At 68.2% G+C, this 13,457-nt stretch carries 24 protein-coding genes and 1 tRNA gene; 1 reads left to right on the top strand and 24 read right to left on the bottom strand.

The features are described from left to right. Positions 1 to 13 precede the first annotated feature (13 nt). The 20 genes from A3ES_RS0106285 to A3ES_RS0106385 form a co-directional block, all read right to left on the bottom strand. On the bottom strand, positions 14 to 1,762 hold the full coding sequence (locus tag A3ES_RS0106285; protein ID WP_020385933.1) for an HNH endonuclease: 1,749 nt from the start codon (positions 1,760 to 1,762) through the stop codon (positions 14 to 16). Further along, positions 1,759 to 2,271, bottom strand: a complete 513-nt coding sequence (locus tag A3ES_RS0106290; protein ID WP_020385934.1) for a hypothetical protein — start codon at positions 2,269 to 2,271, stop codon at positions 1,759 to 1,761. Before A3ES_RS0106290 ends, A3ES_RS0106285 begins: the two co-directional genes overlap by 4 nt. 205 nt (positions 2,272 to 2,476) lie before the next feature. Beyond that, positions 2,477 to 2,773: a hypothetical protein gene (locus tag A3ES_RS0106295; RefSeq protein WP_157630363.1), complete on the bottom strand. Its 297-nt coding sequence runs from the start codon at positions 2,771 to 2,773 to the stop codon at positions 2,477 to 2,479. A 62-nt stretch (positions 2,774 to 2,835) separates the two neighbouring features. Then, positions 2,836 to 3,282 carry a hypothetical protein gene (locus A3ES_RS0106300; RefSeq protein ID WP_020385936.1) on the bottom strand — a complete coding sequence of 149 codons (447 nt, stop codon included), beginning with the start codon at positions 3,280 to 3,282 and terminating at the stop codon, positions 2,836 to 2,838. 3 nt (positions 3,283 to 3,285) lie between these two features. Continuing rightward, complete coding sequence (locus A3ES_RS57440; protein WP_475008778.1) at positions 3,286 to 3,501, bottom strand: RusA family crossover junction endodeoxyribonuclease; 216 nt, start codon at positions 3,499 to 3,501, stop codon at positions 3,286 to 3,288. 254 nt (positions 3,502 to 3,755) lie between these two features. After that, positions 3,756 to 3,932 carry a hypothetical protein gene (locus A3ES_RS53840; RefSeq protein WP_020385938.1) on the bottom strand — a complete coding sequence of 59 codons (177 nt, stop codon included), beginning with the start codon at positions 3,930 to 3,932 and terminating at the stop codon, positions 3,756 to 3,758. Next, on the bottom strand, positions 3,929 to 4,147 hold the full coding sequence (locus A3ES_RS0106315) for a hypothetical protein (protein WP_020385939.1): 219 nt from the start codon (positions 4,145 to 4,147) through the stop codon (positions 3,929 to 3,931). Before A3ES_RS0106315 ends, A3ES_RS53840 begins: the two co-directional genes overlap by 4 nt. Positions 4,148 to 4,889: 742 nt before the next feature. Beyond that, positions 4,890 to 5,264, bottom strand: a complete 375-nt coding sequence (locus tag A3ES_RS0106325) for a hypothetical protein (RefSeq protein WP_020385941.1) — start codon at positions 5,262 to 5,264, stop codon at positions 4,890 to 4,892. Further along, complete coding sequence (locus A3ES_RS0106330) at positions 5,261 to 5,590, bottom strand: hypothetical protein (RefSeq protein ID WP_020385942.1); 330 nt, start codon at positions 5,588 to 5,590, stop codon at positions 5,261 to 5,263. The genes A3ES_RS0106325 and A3ES_RS0106330 overlap by 4 nt, the downstream gene beginning before the upstream one ends. After that, complete coding sequence (locus A3ES_RS51055; RefSeq protein ID WP_020385943.1) at positions 5,590 to 6,681, bottom strand: ERF family protein; 1,092 nt, start codon at positions 6,679 to 6,681, stop codon at positions 5,590 to 5,592. The genes A3ES_RS0106330 and A3ES_RS51055 overlap by 1 nt, the downstream gene beginning before the upstream one ends. Next, positions 6,678 to 6,800 (bottom strand): hypothetical protein, encoded by a 123-nt coding sequence (locus tag A3ES_RS56675; protein ID WP_020385944.1) that lies wholly within the window; start codon positions 6,798 to 6,800, stop codon positions 6,678 to 6,680. The genes A3ES_RS51055 and A3ES_RS56675 overlap by 4 nt, the downstream gene beginning before the upstream one ends. Continuing rightward, positions 6,797 to 7,180, bottom strand: coding sequence for a hypothetical protein (locus A3ES_RS53845; RefSeq protein WP_020385945.1), 384 nt, complete (start codon positions 7,178 to 7,180; stop codon positions 6,797 to 6,799). The genes A3ES_RS56675 and A3ES_RS53845 overlap by 4 nt, the downstream gene beginning before the upstream one ends. Further along, the gene (locus A3ES_RS53850) at positions 7,177 to 7,314 is read right to left on the bottom strand and encodes a hypothetical protein (RefSeq protein WP_020385946.1); all 138 of its coding nucleotides are present in this window, start codon (positions 7,312 to 7,314) and stop codon (positions 7,177 to 7,179) included. The genes A3ES_RS53845 and A3ES_RS53850 overlap by 4 nt, the downstream gene beginning before the upstream one ends. Further along, positions 7,292 to 7,501, bottom strand: coding sequence for a hypothetical protein (locus A3ES_RS0106355; RefSeq protein WP_020385947.1), 210 nt, complete (start codon positions 7,499 to 7,501; stop codon positions 7,292 to 7,294). Before A3ES_RS0106355 ends, A3ES_RS53850 begins: the two co-directional genes overlap by 23 nt. Continuing rightward, a complete protein-coding gene (locus tag A3ES_RS0106360; protein ID WP_020385948.1) occupies positions 7,494 to 7,799 on the bottom strand; it encodes a hypothetical protein in 306 nt (101 codons plus the stop codon). The genes A3ES_RS0106355 and A3ES_RS0106360 overlap by 8 nt, the downstream gene beginning before the upstream one ends. Next, positions 7,796 to 8,074, bottom strand: coding sequence for a hypothetical protein (locus tag A3ES_RS0106365; RefSeq protein ID WP_020385949.1), 279 nt, complete (start codon positions 8,072 to 8,074; stop codon positions 7,796 to 7,798). The genes A3ES_RS0106360 and A3ES_RS0106365 overlap by 4 nt, the downstream gene beginning before the upstream one ends. Then, positions 8,071 to 8,421: a hypothetical protein gene (locus A3ES_RS0106370; protein WP_020385950.1), complete on the bottom strand. Its 351-nt coding sequence runs from the start codon at positions 8,419 to 8,421 to the stop codon at positions 8,071 to 8,073. The genes A3ES_RS0106365 and A3ES_RS0106370 overlap by 4 nt, the downstream gene beginning before the upstream one ends. Next, positions 8,418 to 8,975 carry a hypothetical protein gene (locus A3ES_RS51060; RefSeq protein ID WP_020385951.1) on the bottom strand — a complete coding sequence of 186 codons (558 nt, stop codon included), beginning with the start codon at positions 8,973 to 8,975 and terminating at the stop codon, positions 8,418 to 8,420. The genes A3ES_RS0106370 and A3ES_RS51060 overlap by 4 nt, the downstream gene beginning before the upstream one ends. Beyond that, a complete protein-coding gene (locus A3ES_RS0106380; RefSeq protein ID WP_020385952.1) occupies positions 8,972 to 9,154 on the bottom strand; it encodes a hypothetical protein in 183 nt (60 codons plus the stop codon). The genes A3ES_RS51060 and A3ES_RS0106380 overlap by 4 nt, the downstream gene beginning before the upstream one ends. A gap of 109 nt (positions 9,155 to 9,263) precedes the next feature. Next, the gene (locus A3ES_RS0106385) at positions 9,264 to 9,479 is read right to left on the bottom strand and encodes a helix-turn-helix domain-containing protein (RefSeq protein ID WP_083933226.1); all 216 of its coding nucleotides are present in this window, start codon (positions 9,477 to 9,479) and stop codon (positions 9,264 to 9,266) included. A gap of 116 nt (positions 9,480 to 9,595) precedes the next feature. On the opposite strand from A3ES_RS0106385, the gene A3ES_RS57000 reads away from it, so the two are divergent. Then, positions 9,596 to 9,874, top strand: coding sequence for a helix-turn-helix domain-containing protein (locus A3ES_RS57000; protein WP_083933236.1), 279 nt, complete (start codon positions 9,596 to 9,598; stop codon positions 9,872 to 9,874). On the opposite strand, the gene A3ES_RS0106390 is transcribed toward A3ES_RS57000, so the two are convergent. The 4 genes from A3ES_RS0106390 to dnaG form a co-directional block, all read right to left on the bottom strand. Further along, positions 9,833 to 9,908 (bottom strand) — tRNA-Asn (locus tag A3ES_RS0106390). The genes A3ES_RS57000 and A3ES_RS0106390 overlap by 42 nt on opposite strands. Before the next feature lie 95 nt (positions 9,909 to 10,003). After that, on the bottom strand, positions 10,004 to 10,546 hold the full coding sequence (locus A3ES_RS0106395) for a hypothetical protein (RefSeq protein ID WP_020385954.1): 543 nt from the start codon (positions 10,544 to 10,546) through the stop codon (positions 10,004 to 10,006). Between the two features lie 29 nt (positions 10,547 to 10,575). Continuing rightward, positions 10,576 to 11,457 (bottom strand): sigma-70 family RNA polymerase sigma factor, encoded by an 882-nt coding sequence (locus tag A3ES_RS0106400; RefSeq protein ID WP_020385955.1) that lies wholly within the window; start codon positions 11,455 to 11,457, stop codon positions 10,576 to 10,578. 93 nt (positions 11,458 to 11,550) lie between these two features. Next, positions 11,551 to 13,455 carry a DNA primase gene (dnaG, locus tag A3ES_RS0106405; RefSeq protein WP_020385956.1) on the bottom strand — a complete coding sequence of 635 codons (1,905 nt, stop codon included), beginning with the start codon at positions 13,453 to 13,455 and terminating at the stop codon, positions 11,551 to 11,553. Positions 13,456 to 13,457 lie beyond the last annotated feature (2 nt).

Consider the following 13,457-nt stretch of genomic DNA (forward strand, 5'->3'; position numbering starts at 1 on the left):
TTAGACAGTTAGCTCACAGGACGACGATCGGTGCTTTCTGTGGCCGGCGGGCGCTTGTCGCGGCCCACACCGCAGCCTTGATCGCGTCCGCCGCGCCGTTGGAAACCATCCGCGGGCCGTCCGCGGCCGCCATAGTCCGGGCCGCGAGGACCTGCTCCGACAGGTGCTCGCCGCCGTCATGCCGGAACACGTCCTCGGCGAGCAGCCGCTGCAACTCTTGGACAGACGCGACCACCCGCCCCTGTCCCTTGTCCGCCCGCAAGCCTTTCAGCGCGGGGTCTTCCAGCAGCGACGCGCCCACCGTTGCCCGTCCCTCGAACCCGGCCTCGCGCAGGCTACCCGTGACCTCGGACAGGTCGGCCAGATCCCGCACCGACACGACCACACGCTCGCCGTCCCGCCACGCCATCGCCAGCGAGACACCGTCGCCGAACCACCCCTCCACCGCGGCGGCCGCCGGCGGGCCGTCCGGCACACCAGCCTCTAGCGAGGCCCAGTCGTCTTCCGACACGACGGGATCGCCACGCTCGATCGCGCCCCGGTCGGACAGATCCCACTGGTTCGCGAACTGGCACGCGAAACCACGCAACGGATCCGGGTCATCGAACTCAGGATCGGACTCACCAGCCGCCGCCTTGGCGTACATCGAGGCCACGAACTCGCGCCGGTCATCGTCCCAGTACGGCGCTGCTGCCCGCCACACCTCCGGATCGCTGATGTCGGCGCCCGGCAGCGTCCCCCACCACAGCAGCAGCGTCTTCGGGTCGTGGTTCATCAGCGCGGTCGCCATCGCCGACCGCATCGTGCTGCGGGCCCGCCGGTGCGACGTCGACGTCAGCACCAGCTGCGGAGACTGCCGCCCCAGCAGCGACGGCGACAGGCCCTCATCGACGGTCTCCGGCTTTACGTCCCAGCCCTCATCGACAAGCCCGAGGGTCGTGTCCCAGCCGTACGTTGCGTCCTGCGCTCGCACGAGCCACACGTCACCATCGGGCGACTCGATCGCCTCCTTGCCGTTGCCACGGGTGACGGCTTTACGGCCCCAGTGCGACTGGGCCCACCGCCACGCCTCCTTCTGCGCCTTCCGGCACACCGCGAGATCCGAGCCGGTGTGCACGATCTCCTGGCGCTCGCCGAACAGCTCGGCGCCGTGCTCCATCCGCCACAACGCCAGGCCACGCAGACCGACCGACTTGCCGGCACGCCTCGGAGCCGACTCCACGACGACGCGCTTGAGCAGTCTGCCGTCGCTGTCGTGCTGGAGCTTCAGCGCGAGGCCGAGACGCTGCCACCACCGCAGCGTCTTGCCCTCGACCTGCTCGATCCACGGCACCGCAGCCTCCGCATAGGTGCCTGTTGCGTCCGGGTGAAGGGGGCTCACAGCGAGCGGCGGGTTGGAGTTGGCGTCCAGTTCCAGGTACGGCAGCAGCCACTCAGGAGCGGCGTCAACGAACGCTTCCCAGGTCAGCTCGGGAGAGAGAGAACGGACACTTACAAGGGGTGTCCGGGCCCCCGGGCTGTGAACTTTTCGGGTGTCGGTGGGGTCGCCGATGTGGTTGTTGCATGGTCCGCATGCTGCGACGGCGCGGTCGGGTGGGCATAGCTTGCCTGCGTTGACGCCGTCGAGGTGGTGGAGCTGGTCGCCGACGTGGGTGCAGATGTCCTTGGTGGTGAGTTGGCATTGGTAGTTGTCGCGCAGCAGTACGAAGGCGCGGAGTTTGCGGTAGGCGCGTGTGCTGCCGCCTTCCCATCCTTTGCTCATGAGCCCTCGACGTATGCCCCGGGTTGGCCCCATGCCTTGGCTCGTTCGGTCTGTGGTGCGGCGGGGCCTGCGGGGTCGAGGTACGGCCTGGCGGTGCATGCGGGGCAGGGGCAGGCGGTGTCGTGGGTGGCGTGGTCGGGTTCGTCTTCGGCGTGGACGGGGCAGTTGTCGTCGGAGCAGGGGCGGCCGCCGGGGAGCGCGTCGCGGGGTGCGGTGCAGATGGGTGCGGGTGGGTCGTCGTAGTCGGCGAACCGGTCGGCTTCGTCGGCGGTGATGTGGCCGAGGGCAACGGGGCAGTACTCGGTGTGGGGTCGGCCTTCGGGTGCGTGGCAGGACGCGCATTCATCGACAATGCGCCAGATGGAGCGTTCACCGTTCGACTTCTCGATGCTGATGGTTTCGCTTGTAAGTCTGACGGCCATGACGCGAAGGAATGGCCGGTCCTCTATGCCGAGGCTGTCGAGGGCGGCAACGACGACGCTGCGGGCAATGGTCTGTGGTGTATTCACGTTGGTCTCCGTTTCGCGGTTTATCCACAAGCTGTGGCTGCCCTGTGGTGGTGGGCGCTAAGGCGAGTTGTCTCCTCGGTCTCGCTCCTCTTGTCTCCTCGTGTCTCCTATGGGGGACGGAAACCGTCCGATGACTTGGACACAAACCGTCCGGTGTCTCGGACACAAACCGTCCGGTGGCTGGTGGACGGTTTCCGTCCGGTGTCTACTCGTCGGGTTGGCGTTCCATCTCGGCGATATCCACAGGCAAAGGCAGTTCGAGGTTGAGGCCGTAGCGGGCTGTGGACGGGGCATTTCGGCGGAACGCTCCGCGCCTTTCGAGGGCAATTGCTTTCGCTTCAAACAATGGTTTGAGGGCTCTTTGTACGGCTTTTAGGTCGCTGTCTGTGATTGGTTCTCGGCGGCCTAGTGCGAATTGAGCGATGGCTTCGTGGCCTTGGCCGTACCAGGGTTCTTTGTCGGCGTCTTTGGAGACGGTGGCCATGTAGCCGAGGATCTGCATGGCGAGGGGTGGGACCTTGCCGGCGTACAGGGCGTACGCCCGGAGGTTGTTCCTGGCCCCCATCAGATGACCTCGTCGCGTACCCACTCCATGACGGGCCGGGGTGGCAGCAAGTCACAGAAGGCCGGCCCGCACTCGGCGCGCGGATGTACCCCGTACGGTGTCCGGTGTTGCTCGTAGAGCTTGTGGACGATGCTCAGGGTCCATTCGGTGCCGCAGCGTGGGCAGCGCCATCCGCAGCCCTCAGAGCGCCAGGAGCGGCCCAGCAGGTGGATGTTGCAGCGGTGTGGGCGGTGGACCGGGCAGTCGGGGGCATCCGGCCGCCCGGGGTACCAGCCGGCCGCTTCACGGCACCGGCAGCCCGTGGTGAGCTGTGGCATCGGGTCGCGCCATCCGCCGGCGTAGTACGCGCGCCAGTAGGCCCTGCGGAAGACAGCGGTGAGCTGCCGTACCGCGGCATCGACCGAGGAAGCGTCGAAGTGGATGGTGAGGTTGATGTGCTGGGCCACTGGTCAGCCTCCAAAGGGGTAGACCCTGATGACGACACCGGGCCGGTCGAGATGGTCGGCGGGGTCGATCCAGGGGACGGATGGGGAGTCGGGGTACCGCTTGTGTGTGGTGAGCGAGCAGACCTGCGCGTCGTTCCCGAACAGGCCGGATTGGGCAAGGCCGTCGAGGAGGGCACGGCCGAGCTTGTCGACGTCGCCGTGCCCAGGTGACACGGTCATCGGCCAGGCGCGGAGCCTGAGCGGGATCGTGCGGGGCCGGGCGATCGTGTGGGTCGCGACCACACGCAAGGGCCCTACCAGCCCCGTGACTGGTAGGGCCCTGCCTGCTTTTTCGACACGAGACCGCCACGCCTTCAGCTCTTTCTCGTTGCTGGGTTGAAGGTTCGGCTTGGTAACGTGTCTGGCTTTGCAGGTCATGGAGCCCTGTGGTGCGGGGTCGCCGAAGACCTGCACAGCCCACTCGGTCATAGGCGTCAGAGACCCTTCCCGGTGCCGACCGTGAGAACCGCGACAGCGAGCACGGCGTGCACGGCGAAGACTGCGGCCGCGTTCGTCGAAGTGAGCGGCTTGCGTGGCTTCCCTACATCCCCGACAGCCAGCACGTACGACAGGCTCCAGAACGCGATCAGGGCCCACCCGAACCAGGTCACAGCTCGACCGCGTCCGGCTCGGCTGGCCTCAGGTCGAACGTGATCCGGACCTGGCTCTTGCTGGTCAGGAACTCACACTGGTTCGAGCTGGCGACCAGGTGGTCGGCCAGGCTGCGCGCGTCGGTGAAGTCGTCCGCGCCGAACGCTTCGAGCAGCTGCTCAAGCTTCGCGGTGGTGAGCATGTCGTCGTACGGGTTACTCAACCTCTTGCCCATCACGCGGCCTCGATCATGCGGTCGAACAGCTCAATCGCGCTGTCCTGCAGGAACGCGACCGTGGGCGCGAGATGAGCCCTGGCGGCATCCCTGGCGGCAGCCCTGGCGGCAGCCCAGGCGGCATCCCAGGCGGCAGCCCAGGCGGCATCCCTGGCGGCAGCCCNGGCGGCAGCCCTGGCGGCAGCCCTGGCGGCAGCCCTGGCGGCANCCCAGGCGGCAGCCCCGGCGGCATCCCCGGCGGCATCCCAGGCGGCAGCCCAGGCGGCAGCCCCGGCGGCATCCCCGGCGGCATCCCCGGCGGATATACGCGCTTCGCGCGCACGTTCCCTAGCGGCACGAGCCACCGGCACAGCTGCCGCGACGTCGTCCCAGCTCGCCTGCCGCTCCAGGGTCTCCAGCGACAACGCCTCGGCCTCCAGGCCGGCCAGCCGCAGCCACGTCGGCGTGTACACCCGGATGAGCCAGTCTGCCGCCATGAGCCCGCGGACCTGGTCCTTGTCCGGGTCGCCGGCGGTGCCGATCAGCCGCGGGATGAACGGCTTCAGCTCCTGCCGCTTGTCGTCCGGCAAGGTGTCGTTGAGGTTGCGGCCGAACGTGCCGAGGATCCGGGACACGCAGGGCGGGGAGTCGCTGAACTCGATCCCGCGGACGAAGGCGACGGCCTCCATCAGGCACATGCCAGCTTCGGGGTTCGGGTGGGATCCCCTGCCCAGGGTGATGTTGTCGAGCTCGATCGTGGTCATCAGTCGTCGTCCTCTCCGTCGTTGTCGTCCTCGTCGCCGAACGAGAGGATCCGGACGCCGTCGACGTCGGTCTCGTCGAACGGCAGCGGCGTGTGACCCAGACGCGCCTCAGCGGCCTGCATGACCAGCTCCCGCAGGGCCTGCGACGCGGCGTCGACCTCGCCCATTGGCTCGATCCGCTTCACCCGCAGCGTGGGGACGTGGTCGCCGGTCTCCACGTCCTCGGTGATCTTGAGGACGTCGGCCCAGATCACGAACATGCGGTCGGCCTTGGGGCTGTCGATGAGCTCCTGTACGACCGACAGCAGGCCGTTGTTCTCGGTGCTGCCTGGCAGCCGCCCGGCGAGCTTCACGCTCTTGGATACGTCGGTCACGGTTCTCCTTGTGTGGTGGGTAGGTCGAACAGGGTGGGTGGCGGTGCGGGCCGCGGCTTCGGGCGCGGGCGATCGGGGCAGGACCCGTGGTGGGCGGCGTACCGGTGGTTGGGTGCGCCGTGCGGGTGGGCGTCGCTGATGACGTAGCCGTGCAACTGGTTGCCGACGAGCCGCGCGGACACGTTGCCGTCAGCAACTGGGATCGGGTCGACCGGTAGCCGCTTGTCCGTGTAGACCATCTTCACGAACACGACCTGTGCGCCGCAGCTGCCGCAGGCGGGCGGGCCGGTCTTGCGCATGGTGCGCGAGCGGGAGCGGCGGACCATCACGCGCCCCCGCTCGCTGTCTCCTCGCCCGCGGGCACACGGGTTTCACCGGACGCGCTGTGGGCGCCGGCGGCAGGCTCGGAGACGTTCTGGGGTGACAGGCCGGTCCGCTCAGCTATGTCGACGTCCTCCTTCAGTGCCTTGAGCACTGCGGCCGCGTCGGCCTGCATGACCTCGCCACGCGACTTGATCGTCCGGCCGAGGACGCTGGACAGGTACTCCAGCTGTGCTGCGCGCTGCTTCGTCATGCCGAGCTTCTCGAACAGCACGAACATGTGGCCGTTGTCGATCTTGCTCAGCTTCTGCTGCCGGGCCTCGGGATCGGCCGAGGGCGGCGGGGTAGACGGGTCGCTGCCGGCGTCCGCGGCGGGCAGGCTGGACAGGTACGCGGCGAACGATCGGAGCTGGCCGGCGGTTGCCGTGGTCAACGTCCCGCCCTTCGACCAAGCGTGGTACGCGCGCTGCGCCTGGTCCTGGTTGAACTCGCCGTAGTGGAGCGCCCACGCGCCCCGTACAGCGTCGACGGCGTGGTTCAGCTCCGACGCTGCCTGAGCCTGCTCCTGCTCGGCGACGGCGGCGGCCTGGGCCCGCTGGTCGGCACGCTGCGTCGCCCGGTCGGCTTCAGCCGCCGCCGCGTCGTCGTCATCCTCGGGCGATACTCCGGTCATGGCGCACAGGCAGTAGCGGCGCGCGTAGGTGATCTGCGACCCCATCGCCTGCGGGGACCGGACGTCCTCGGCCAACGGGTAGAGCCCGCCGAGCCGCTGCCCGCTGGAGTGGAGCAGTTCGTAGCGGAGCACGAACCGGGCACCGATGAGCGTCGGGCAGGTGACGAACGACAGGCCGTGTTTGCCGAGCATTGGCATGATCGCGTCGGCGACCGTGGCGAGCCCGGCGTATTTGTAGCTGTAGTTGACCGGCTTGCCCTGCTTGGTTTCCCCGGTGACCTTGGCGACTTCGCGGGCGACGATGCGGGGCAGTTCGGCTTGTACCGCGGCGAGCGCGGCCGCCAGGTGATCGACTCCCGGCTCATAGGTGCTGGCGGGCGGGTTTCCACCCACCTCGGCGGGTTGCGATTCCGTCACGGTCACAGGTAGTCCTCCGGGTCGTAGTCGCACTCGCCGAGGATGTGGTGGCTCATGTGGTGCCCGCAGTTCTCGCACCACCAGCCCTCCTCGCTGGCCTCTGGTTCGTCGCAGTCGCAGGTCACCGGTGGTCCTCCTGCTCGTGGTCGGGTCCCCACAGGGCCCGCTGCTCCATCGCCCGCAGTACCGCGGCCGCCCTCGCCGCGTCGTTCGGGTCGGTGTCCTCGTGCAACGCGATGCCCGCGATGAACCCGAGCGCGTCAGCCAGCAGGTCACCGATCCGGAACGGGTCGTCCGGCAGGCCGTTCCAGATCGTTGAGACGATCGCGTCGAACTCTGCCGCGGTGAAAGGGGTCGGCGCCGGGGAAGGTGAGTTCGTCGTAGAGACGACAGCCAGCGACCGGGTTTCCTGCCCGTCTGCGGGGGACCCTGCCTCTACGCCTTCATCCCCGGCGCCATGGACGCCCACATCGGTGGTAGGGACGTCCAGTCCGTGTGTGTTCACTGCTTGCCGCCTATCAGCCTGCGGAGGGCCCTGAGACTGCCCTCGACGTTGTCGCCCTTGTGCGCCTTGTCCAGCGCCTTGTTGTCCTGTTCGCGTTTCTTCTTGCCGCCGTCAGGAGGTGGCGTCTTCGGCACCGGCCGTCTCCTTGCGGTGCTTTGCCCTGTGCCACCGGGCTTTCTCGTCGGCGTCGACTTTGACCGCGGCGACGTAGACGTAGGTGCAGTCGCCCGTGGCGCACCACACGACCTGCTGTTTGCTGCCGGGCCATCCGCCGGCCTCGGGGACGCCGGTCGGCCGGATGTAGACGAGCGGCCTAGCCACGGCGCACCTCGATCGCTTCGCAGTCGACCTCGCCGGCCTGCATCGCGAGGACGTCCGCAGCGACCTGCACCAACTGCTCCCGCAACGCCTTCGCGACAGCCCGGTCGACCGCGGAGGCCAGATCGAGGACCCGCTCGTTGGTGAGGTGCGCGTCGACGTGTTTCGCGATCGCCTTCCCCTGCCCGCGTAGCGATTCGGTGAGGTAGTCGACCGCTGGCCGGTAGCCGGTGCGGGGCAGTTCGGCCTCGTACAGCGGCGTCTCGTGCAACGGGTTGTACCCGTGCGTCGCCGTGCTCATCGCTTCGCTCCCTCGTCGAGTACCGAGGTGGCGACCGCCGGGATCAGCATGTCCAGCGGAGTCTTCTGGGGCATGGTGCGGTGATGCGTGCTGTCCGGCGTCAACGGCCACGCCCACTGGCCCAGCTCGTTAGGAGCCCACAGCGTGGTCAGGTGCTCGCCGGTGTCGGCGTGCCGGATCTCCACCGCGAGGCCGTTCTCAACGAGACGGCCGGTGAGCTTCCCGTGCCGGTTGACCGCATCCGCGGCCAGCTTCGCCACGCTGAACCCGCTCACGAGCTCAGCTCCCGCAACTGAGCCCTGATCCGGGCCAGGTCATCCAGCGCGCTGGCCGAGTTGAACTCGGCCAGCGTGCCGCCGTGTACGGCGCGGGCCGTATCGGAGATCGAGTAGACCGCCATCCGCAACGCGCCCCAAAGCGGGTTGGCGTACAGCTTGTCGAGTAGGTCGAAGATCTCCTCACGCATGGCACCGACGACGATGGACCGCGGGCCTCTCGAACACCGGCCCTTGTAGCCAGCGACGCAGGGGGCGTGCTCGCAGTCCGGGCAGAACCCGGGCGGGGTACCGGTCGTGTCGAAGAACTGGGCCTCCCGGTAGGGGCCTGCGGCAACGGTCGTCACCTCTTGACCTCGGTCCACTCGCCGCACCCCTGCGACACAAACGCCACATCCGTCGCGCCGAGGGTGACCCGCTGCATACCGGTCCGGCCGAACCCGGACGCGATGACCGCATCGAACTCGCCGGACAGGTTCGAGAGCCGGGCCCAGTAGCACGTCGGGCCGGTGAACGACTCGTACGTCGCCCGCCTGATCTCTCTGCCGATCAGCCAGGTGCCGTCGCCTTCCACGATCGCGGCGACCGGCGGTGCCTTCTCGGCGGGCTTGGTCGCGGCGCTGCGGGTCTTGTCGTCGGCCGGTTGCGGTACCGGCGGGCCGGGCTGAGCCGACGGCACCGCGGCCCTGTCCCCCGCCGCCCCGGCCCGAGCGGCGATGTTGTCAGAGAACACGATGAACACGGCGACCGCGGCGACCACGATCGTGATCGCGAGAGCGACAGCGACGTACGGCCGTAGCCGGTCATAGTCGTGGTCGTGGCGGTGCTCGGCCGCGTCGGTGAGCGGGTACAGCGGGTCCGGCGGCCGCGGCACATACCGCGGGAAATCCTGATGGTTCATGAGCGCTGCTCCATCGGCCGGACGCGGTCCTCGTGGATCTCGGTCCACTCGTCAGTCACGCCACCGGCCTTGAAAAGCACACTCGGGTAGCGCGAGTGGACTGTGTCGCAGTCGAGCAACCCGGCGACCCAGTGGCCGCTGGAGTGCTGGAGTTCGACACCGATCGTGTTCGTGTGCATGGCCCTGCTCCGTTCAGGAAATTGGGGGGGTGGTCGGCCCGGGCCGGGAGGGGAAGCGCCTCGGCCCGAGGCAGTCGCCGGACGCTCTACACGAGCCCGGGCCGACCGGTCAGGTGGTGCTGAGAAGCACCGAGGGATCGACGTCGAGCGCGGCCGCGATGCGGTGCGCCTCGTCGGGCGTGATCGGTACGGAACCGGTGGTGCGACGGGAAACCCACGCGGCGGATACACCGAGCTTGCCGGCGAGATCGCGGGTGGTGACGTTCTTCCGCGCCATCTCGGCGCGCACCGTTGCTGCAACGGTAGCGTTCGGCGTGGTTATCATGACCGGTACGTTGACACGTTTATCGTTGCAGGTCAAGCACACGGCGAGACGTGGTAGCGATTTGGTGTGGAATTGGTCTCTAGCCGTGGACCTGAGCAAGCGTTACAGTGTCACGCATGACGAACACAGTGGTAGCGCCCTCGGGGGGCGCGCCGTCCCGGCTTATCGCGAGTGAGATCCGCGCGGAGCTCGGACGACAGCAGCTATCGAACCGGCGCCTAGCGATGCAGCTGGGCGTGTCGTTCATGTGGGTCAACCGGCGGATCAACTCCGGCGAGACGGACCTGACGTTCGAGGACGTCCAGAAAATCGCAGAGGCGCTGAACGTTCCCGTTCAGCGCCTCATGTCCAGCTGGCTCCCGCGGATGGACTCGAACCATCAACCTGCCGGTTAACAGCCGGCTGCTCTGCCAATTGAGCTACGCGGGATCGAAGTGCTTCCCGATCCCCTAACGCCTGAGGACCTGAGTAGGTTAGCAGGCCCGGGACCAACTACAAAAATGGGATTTGGGATCGCTTCCAGCTCAGATTCCGAACTCGTCGCGGACGGCTGCCAGGGCTGCTTCGGCGGCCTCGACGAGACCGGGCTGGGTGGGCTCCAATCCCTTGTCCAGAACGAAGTTCCAGCTCGTCGGAGCACCTGGCTCGGACGGGTTGCGGCGGCCGACGATGCGGACACCCTTCTTGCCCACCAACGGAACGTGGCGCTGGATCACGACGCTCGCGTCGACGCGCTCGCGCAGCAGCTGGCCGAAGCGGCCCGGGTCGTCGACCTTCAGCTCGGTACCGCGTAGCGGAGTACCGAACGGAGTCGTCTCGTAGACACGCAGAACCGACGCTTCGGAGTCCCAGCCGGCCCGCTCGATCTTCTCCCAGCCGACCCGGCGTACTGCGCCCGCAGTCTCCGTGGGCAGGTACAGCGCCGCGCGGCTGCCCGCCACCCAGCCGCCATCGAGCAGCTGGACCGCGGCCAGGACGTCCTCCTTGCCGCCCGGAGAATGCCTGGAGGCGATGGTGACCGCCTCGGTCAGCTCGCGCGGCCACGACGTACGACGAAGTCTCAGCACAGCTCCATGATCTCAGCCGGCTCCAACCGTCAGGCCGCATAGTCTCGCAATCCGATCGCGCAGCGGCGCCGGAGCGCGATCAGCGCCTCAGCCTCCAGGGCGCGGACCTGGTCTGGGTCGAGCTCCAGCACGGTGGCGGTCTCGTCCACCGAGGCGGCCGCCGGGCCGACCAGACCGAAGCGGAGGCTGACGACCGCTCGCTGGACGTCATCGAGGAACTCCAGCTGGTAGTGGAGGTCACGGCGAAGGGCCGCCCGCAGCACGATCGCCTCGTCATCGACGTACTGGTCGGTCTCCTCCAGGTCGAGTGACTCAGGCTTGATCTTCCAGGCGTGAGCACGCTCCACCCGGGCGACGGTGAGGCAGGCTCCCGCGGCCACCTCGGCGGTCGACGGCTCGCGGCCAAGGCGCTGGGTGAGCTCACGGTGCACTGCGGTCACTCGGCCGGCGTCGGTGTACGCCTGAGCCGGCATCCGGACCAGCCTCGAGCGGTCGGAGATCGCGCGCCCGATCGCCTGCCGGATCCACCAGATCGCGTACGTCGAGAAGCGGTTGCCGAGCTTGTGGTCGAAGCGCTCGACCGCTCGCATCAACCCGAGATTCCCCTCCTGGATGAGGTCCAGGAGCGAGATCCCCTTGCCCGTGTACCGCTTGGCCAGCGACACCACGAGCCTCAGGTTGCCCTCGATCATCCGCCGGCGAGCCCGCTCCCCCAACACCACCACAGCCTCCAGCTCGGCACGGAGCTCGGCTGAAGCAGTGTTCAGGCGGTCGGCAGCCAGCAGGCCGGCCTCTATCCAGGTGGCATGGCTGGTCACCTCGTCGGTGGTCAGCAGGTCGTGGCGGCCGATCTCGCGGAGGTACGCGATCAAGGCGTGCAGGTCGGCCGGGTCGCAGTCCAGCTCTGGCATGGCAGTCTCCCTCTGTCACTAGGAATACTGCCGCGATCACACTTGGTGACCGACCGGTAATGAAAAGCCTGTGGATAACAGGCCCCAAACACCTCAGATGGCGCCGCTGATCGCCTGTTCGCGGAGTTCGGCCCGGTAGCGCTCCAGCGCGATCAGCTCGCCGAACATCCGGTTGTAGTCGTCCGCCCGATCGATCGGGTTGGTCCGCTGCAGCTTCGACTTCAGGTCGGCGATCCGGCGCAGGCAGGTGAGTTCCTGGAGCCGGGCCAGATGCGCCCGCGCATAGATCTCGTCAGGGTCGCGATCGAGCCGCACCGGGTCGACGGCGAGCGCGCTGACCACAGCCGCCGCCGGATCGATCCCCATCGCTTCCCGTACCGCGACGACCCACGCCTCTCCCGGCGCCGCGTGCACGGGCCCACCTGTCTTCTCCATCGCGCCCCGCACCGCCGCGAGCCAAGGATGCGTGAAGTCCTGGTCGTCCAGCTCGTCGAACGCGACCCCCATCAGATGCGGGTACTGCATCGCGATCTTCAGTACGTCCCACTCGATCACGAACCGCTGGTCCCGCGGCGACGGCAGGTCGACCCGGGGCGGCGGCGGAGCCTCACTCGTCGTCTGCACCGGCCCACGATCACGCACAACAGCCGGGGCCGGCGCAGGCCGGGAGGCAGCCCGATGTACTTCGGTCCGCACCTGGTCCACCTCCATCCCCAGATGCCCAGCGAGCTCGCGGGTGAACGCGTCCACCTTCGACCGATCCCGGATGCTCACCACGAGCCGCGCCGCATCCCGCATCGCGTCGATCCGGGTGTCTGCCCGGTCCAGGTCGTACTTCGACAACACGTTGGACAGCACGAACCGGTACAGCGGGACCCGCCGCCCGATCAGCTCGCGCACCGCCGCGTCGCCCTTCTGCAACCGCAGGTCGCACGGGTCGAGCCCATCCGGCTCCACGGCCACATACGTCTGCGACGCGAACGCCTGATCGCCTTCGAAGGCCTTCAACGCGGCCCGCTGCCCGGCGCTGTCGCCGTCGAAGGTGAAGATCACCTCGCCCCGGAACTGGTCATGATCCAGCAAGAGCTGCCGGAGTACCCGCGAGTGGTCCTCACCGAACGACGTGCCGCAGGTGGCAACAGCAGTCTGTACTCCGGCCAGGTGGCAGGCCATCACATCCGTATAGCCCTCGACGACCACGGCCTGCTTGCCCTTCGCGATCTCCCGGCGGGCCAGGTCCACGCCGTACAGGACCTTCGACTTCTTGTAGATCGGGGTCTCGCCGGTGTTGAGGTACTTCGCCTCGATCTTGTCGTCATCGAAGAGCCGCCGCGCCCCGAAGCCGATCACGTCGCCGCCGGCATCGCGGATCGGCCACATCAGCCGGCCGCGGAAGCGGTCGTAGAGTCCGCGCTGGCCGTCCGCGCACAAGCCGGAGGTGACCAGTTCGGTGTTGGTGAAGCCGCGGCCTCGCAGGTGCGCTACGAGCGCCTCACCGCCACGCGGCGCGAAGCCGACGCCGAACAGCGCCGCCGCGTCACGGTCGAAGCCGCGCTTGTCCAGGAACTGCCGCCCGAGCATCGCCTCCGGGGCGCCGAAGAGCTGCTCGGAGTAGTACTCCGCCGCCACCTTGTGCGCCTCGACGAGCCGCGGCCGCTGATTGCTCTGCGACCGCTGGACCGGCGTGCCCGATTCGTCGTACCGGAGCTGGATGCCGACCTTCGCGGCGAGCGTCTCGACGGCTTCGTGGAAGCTGATCTGATCGATCTTCTGGATGAAGTCGATGACGTCGCCGCCCTCTTGGCAGCCGAAGCAGTAGAAGAAGCCGCGCGCCGGGGTGACGTTGAACGACGGCGACTTCTCGTCATGGAACGGGCACAGTCCCTTGAGCGAGCCGCCGCCGGCGTTCTTCAGGGTCACGTAGGAGCCGACCACTTCATCGATCCGAGCACGCTCGCGCACCAGCGCGATGTCCTCTTCCTTGATCCTGCCGGCCACGC

It is taken from the genome of Kribbella catacumbae DSM 19601 (assembly GCF_000372465.1).
GTDB lineage: Bacteria > Actinomycetota > Actinomycetes > Propionibacteriales > Kribbellaceae > Kribbella > Kribbella catacumbae.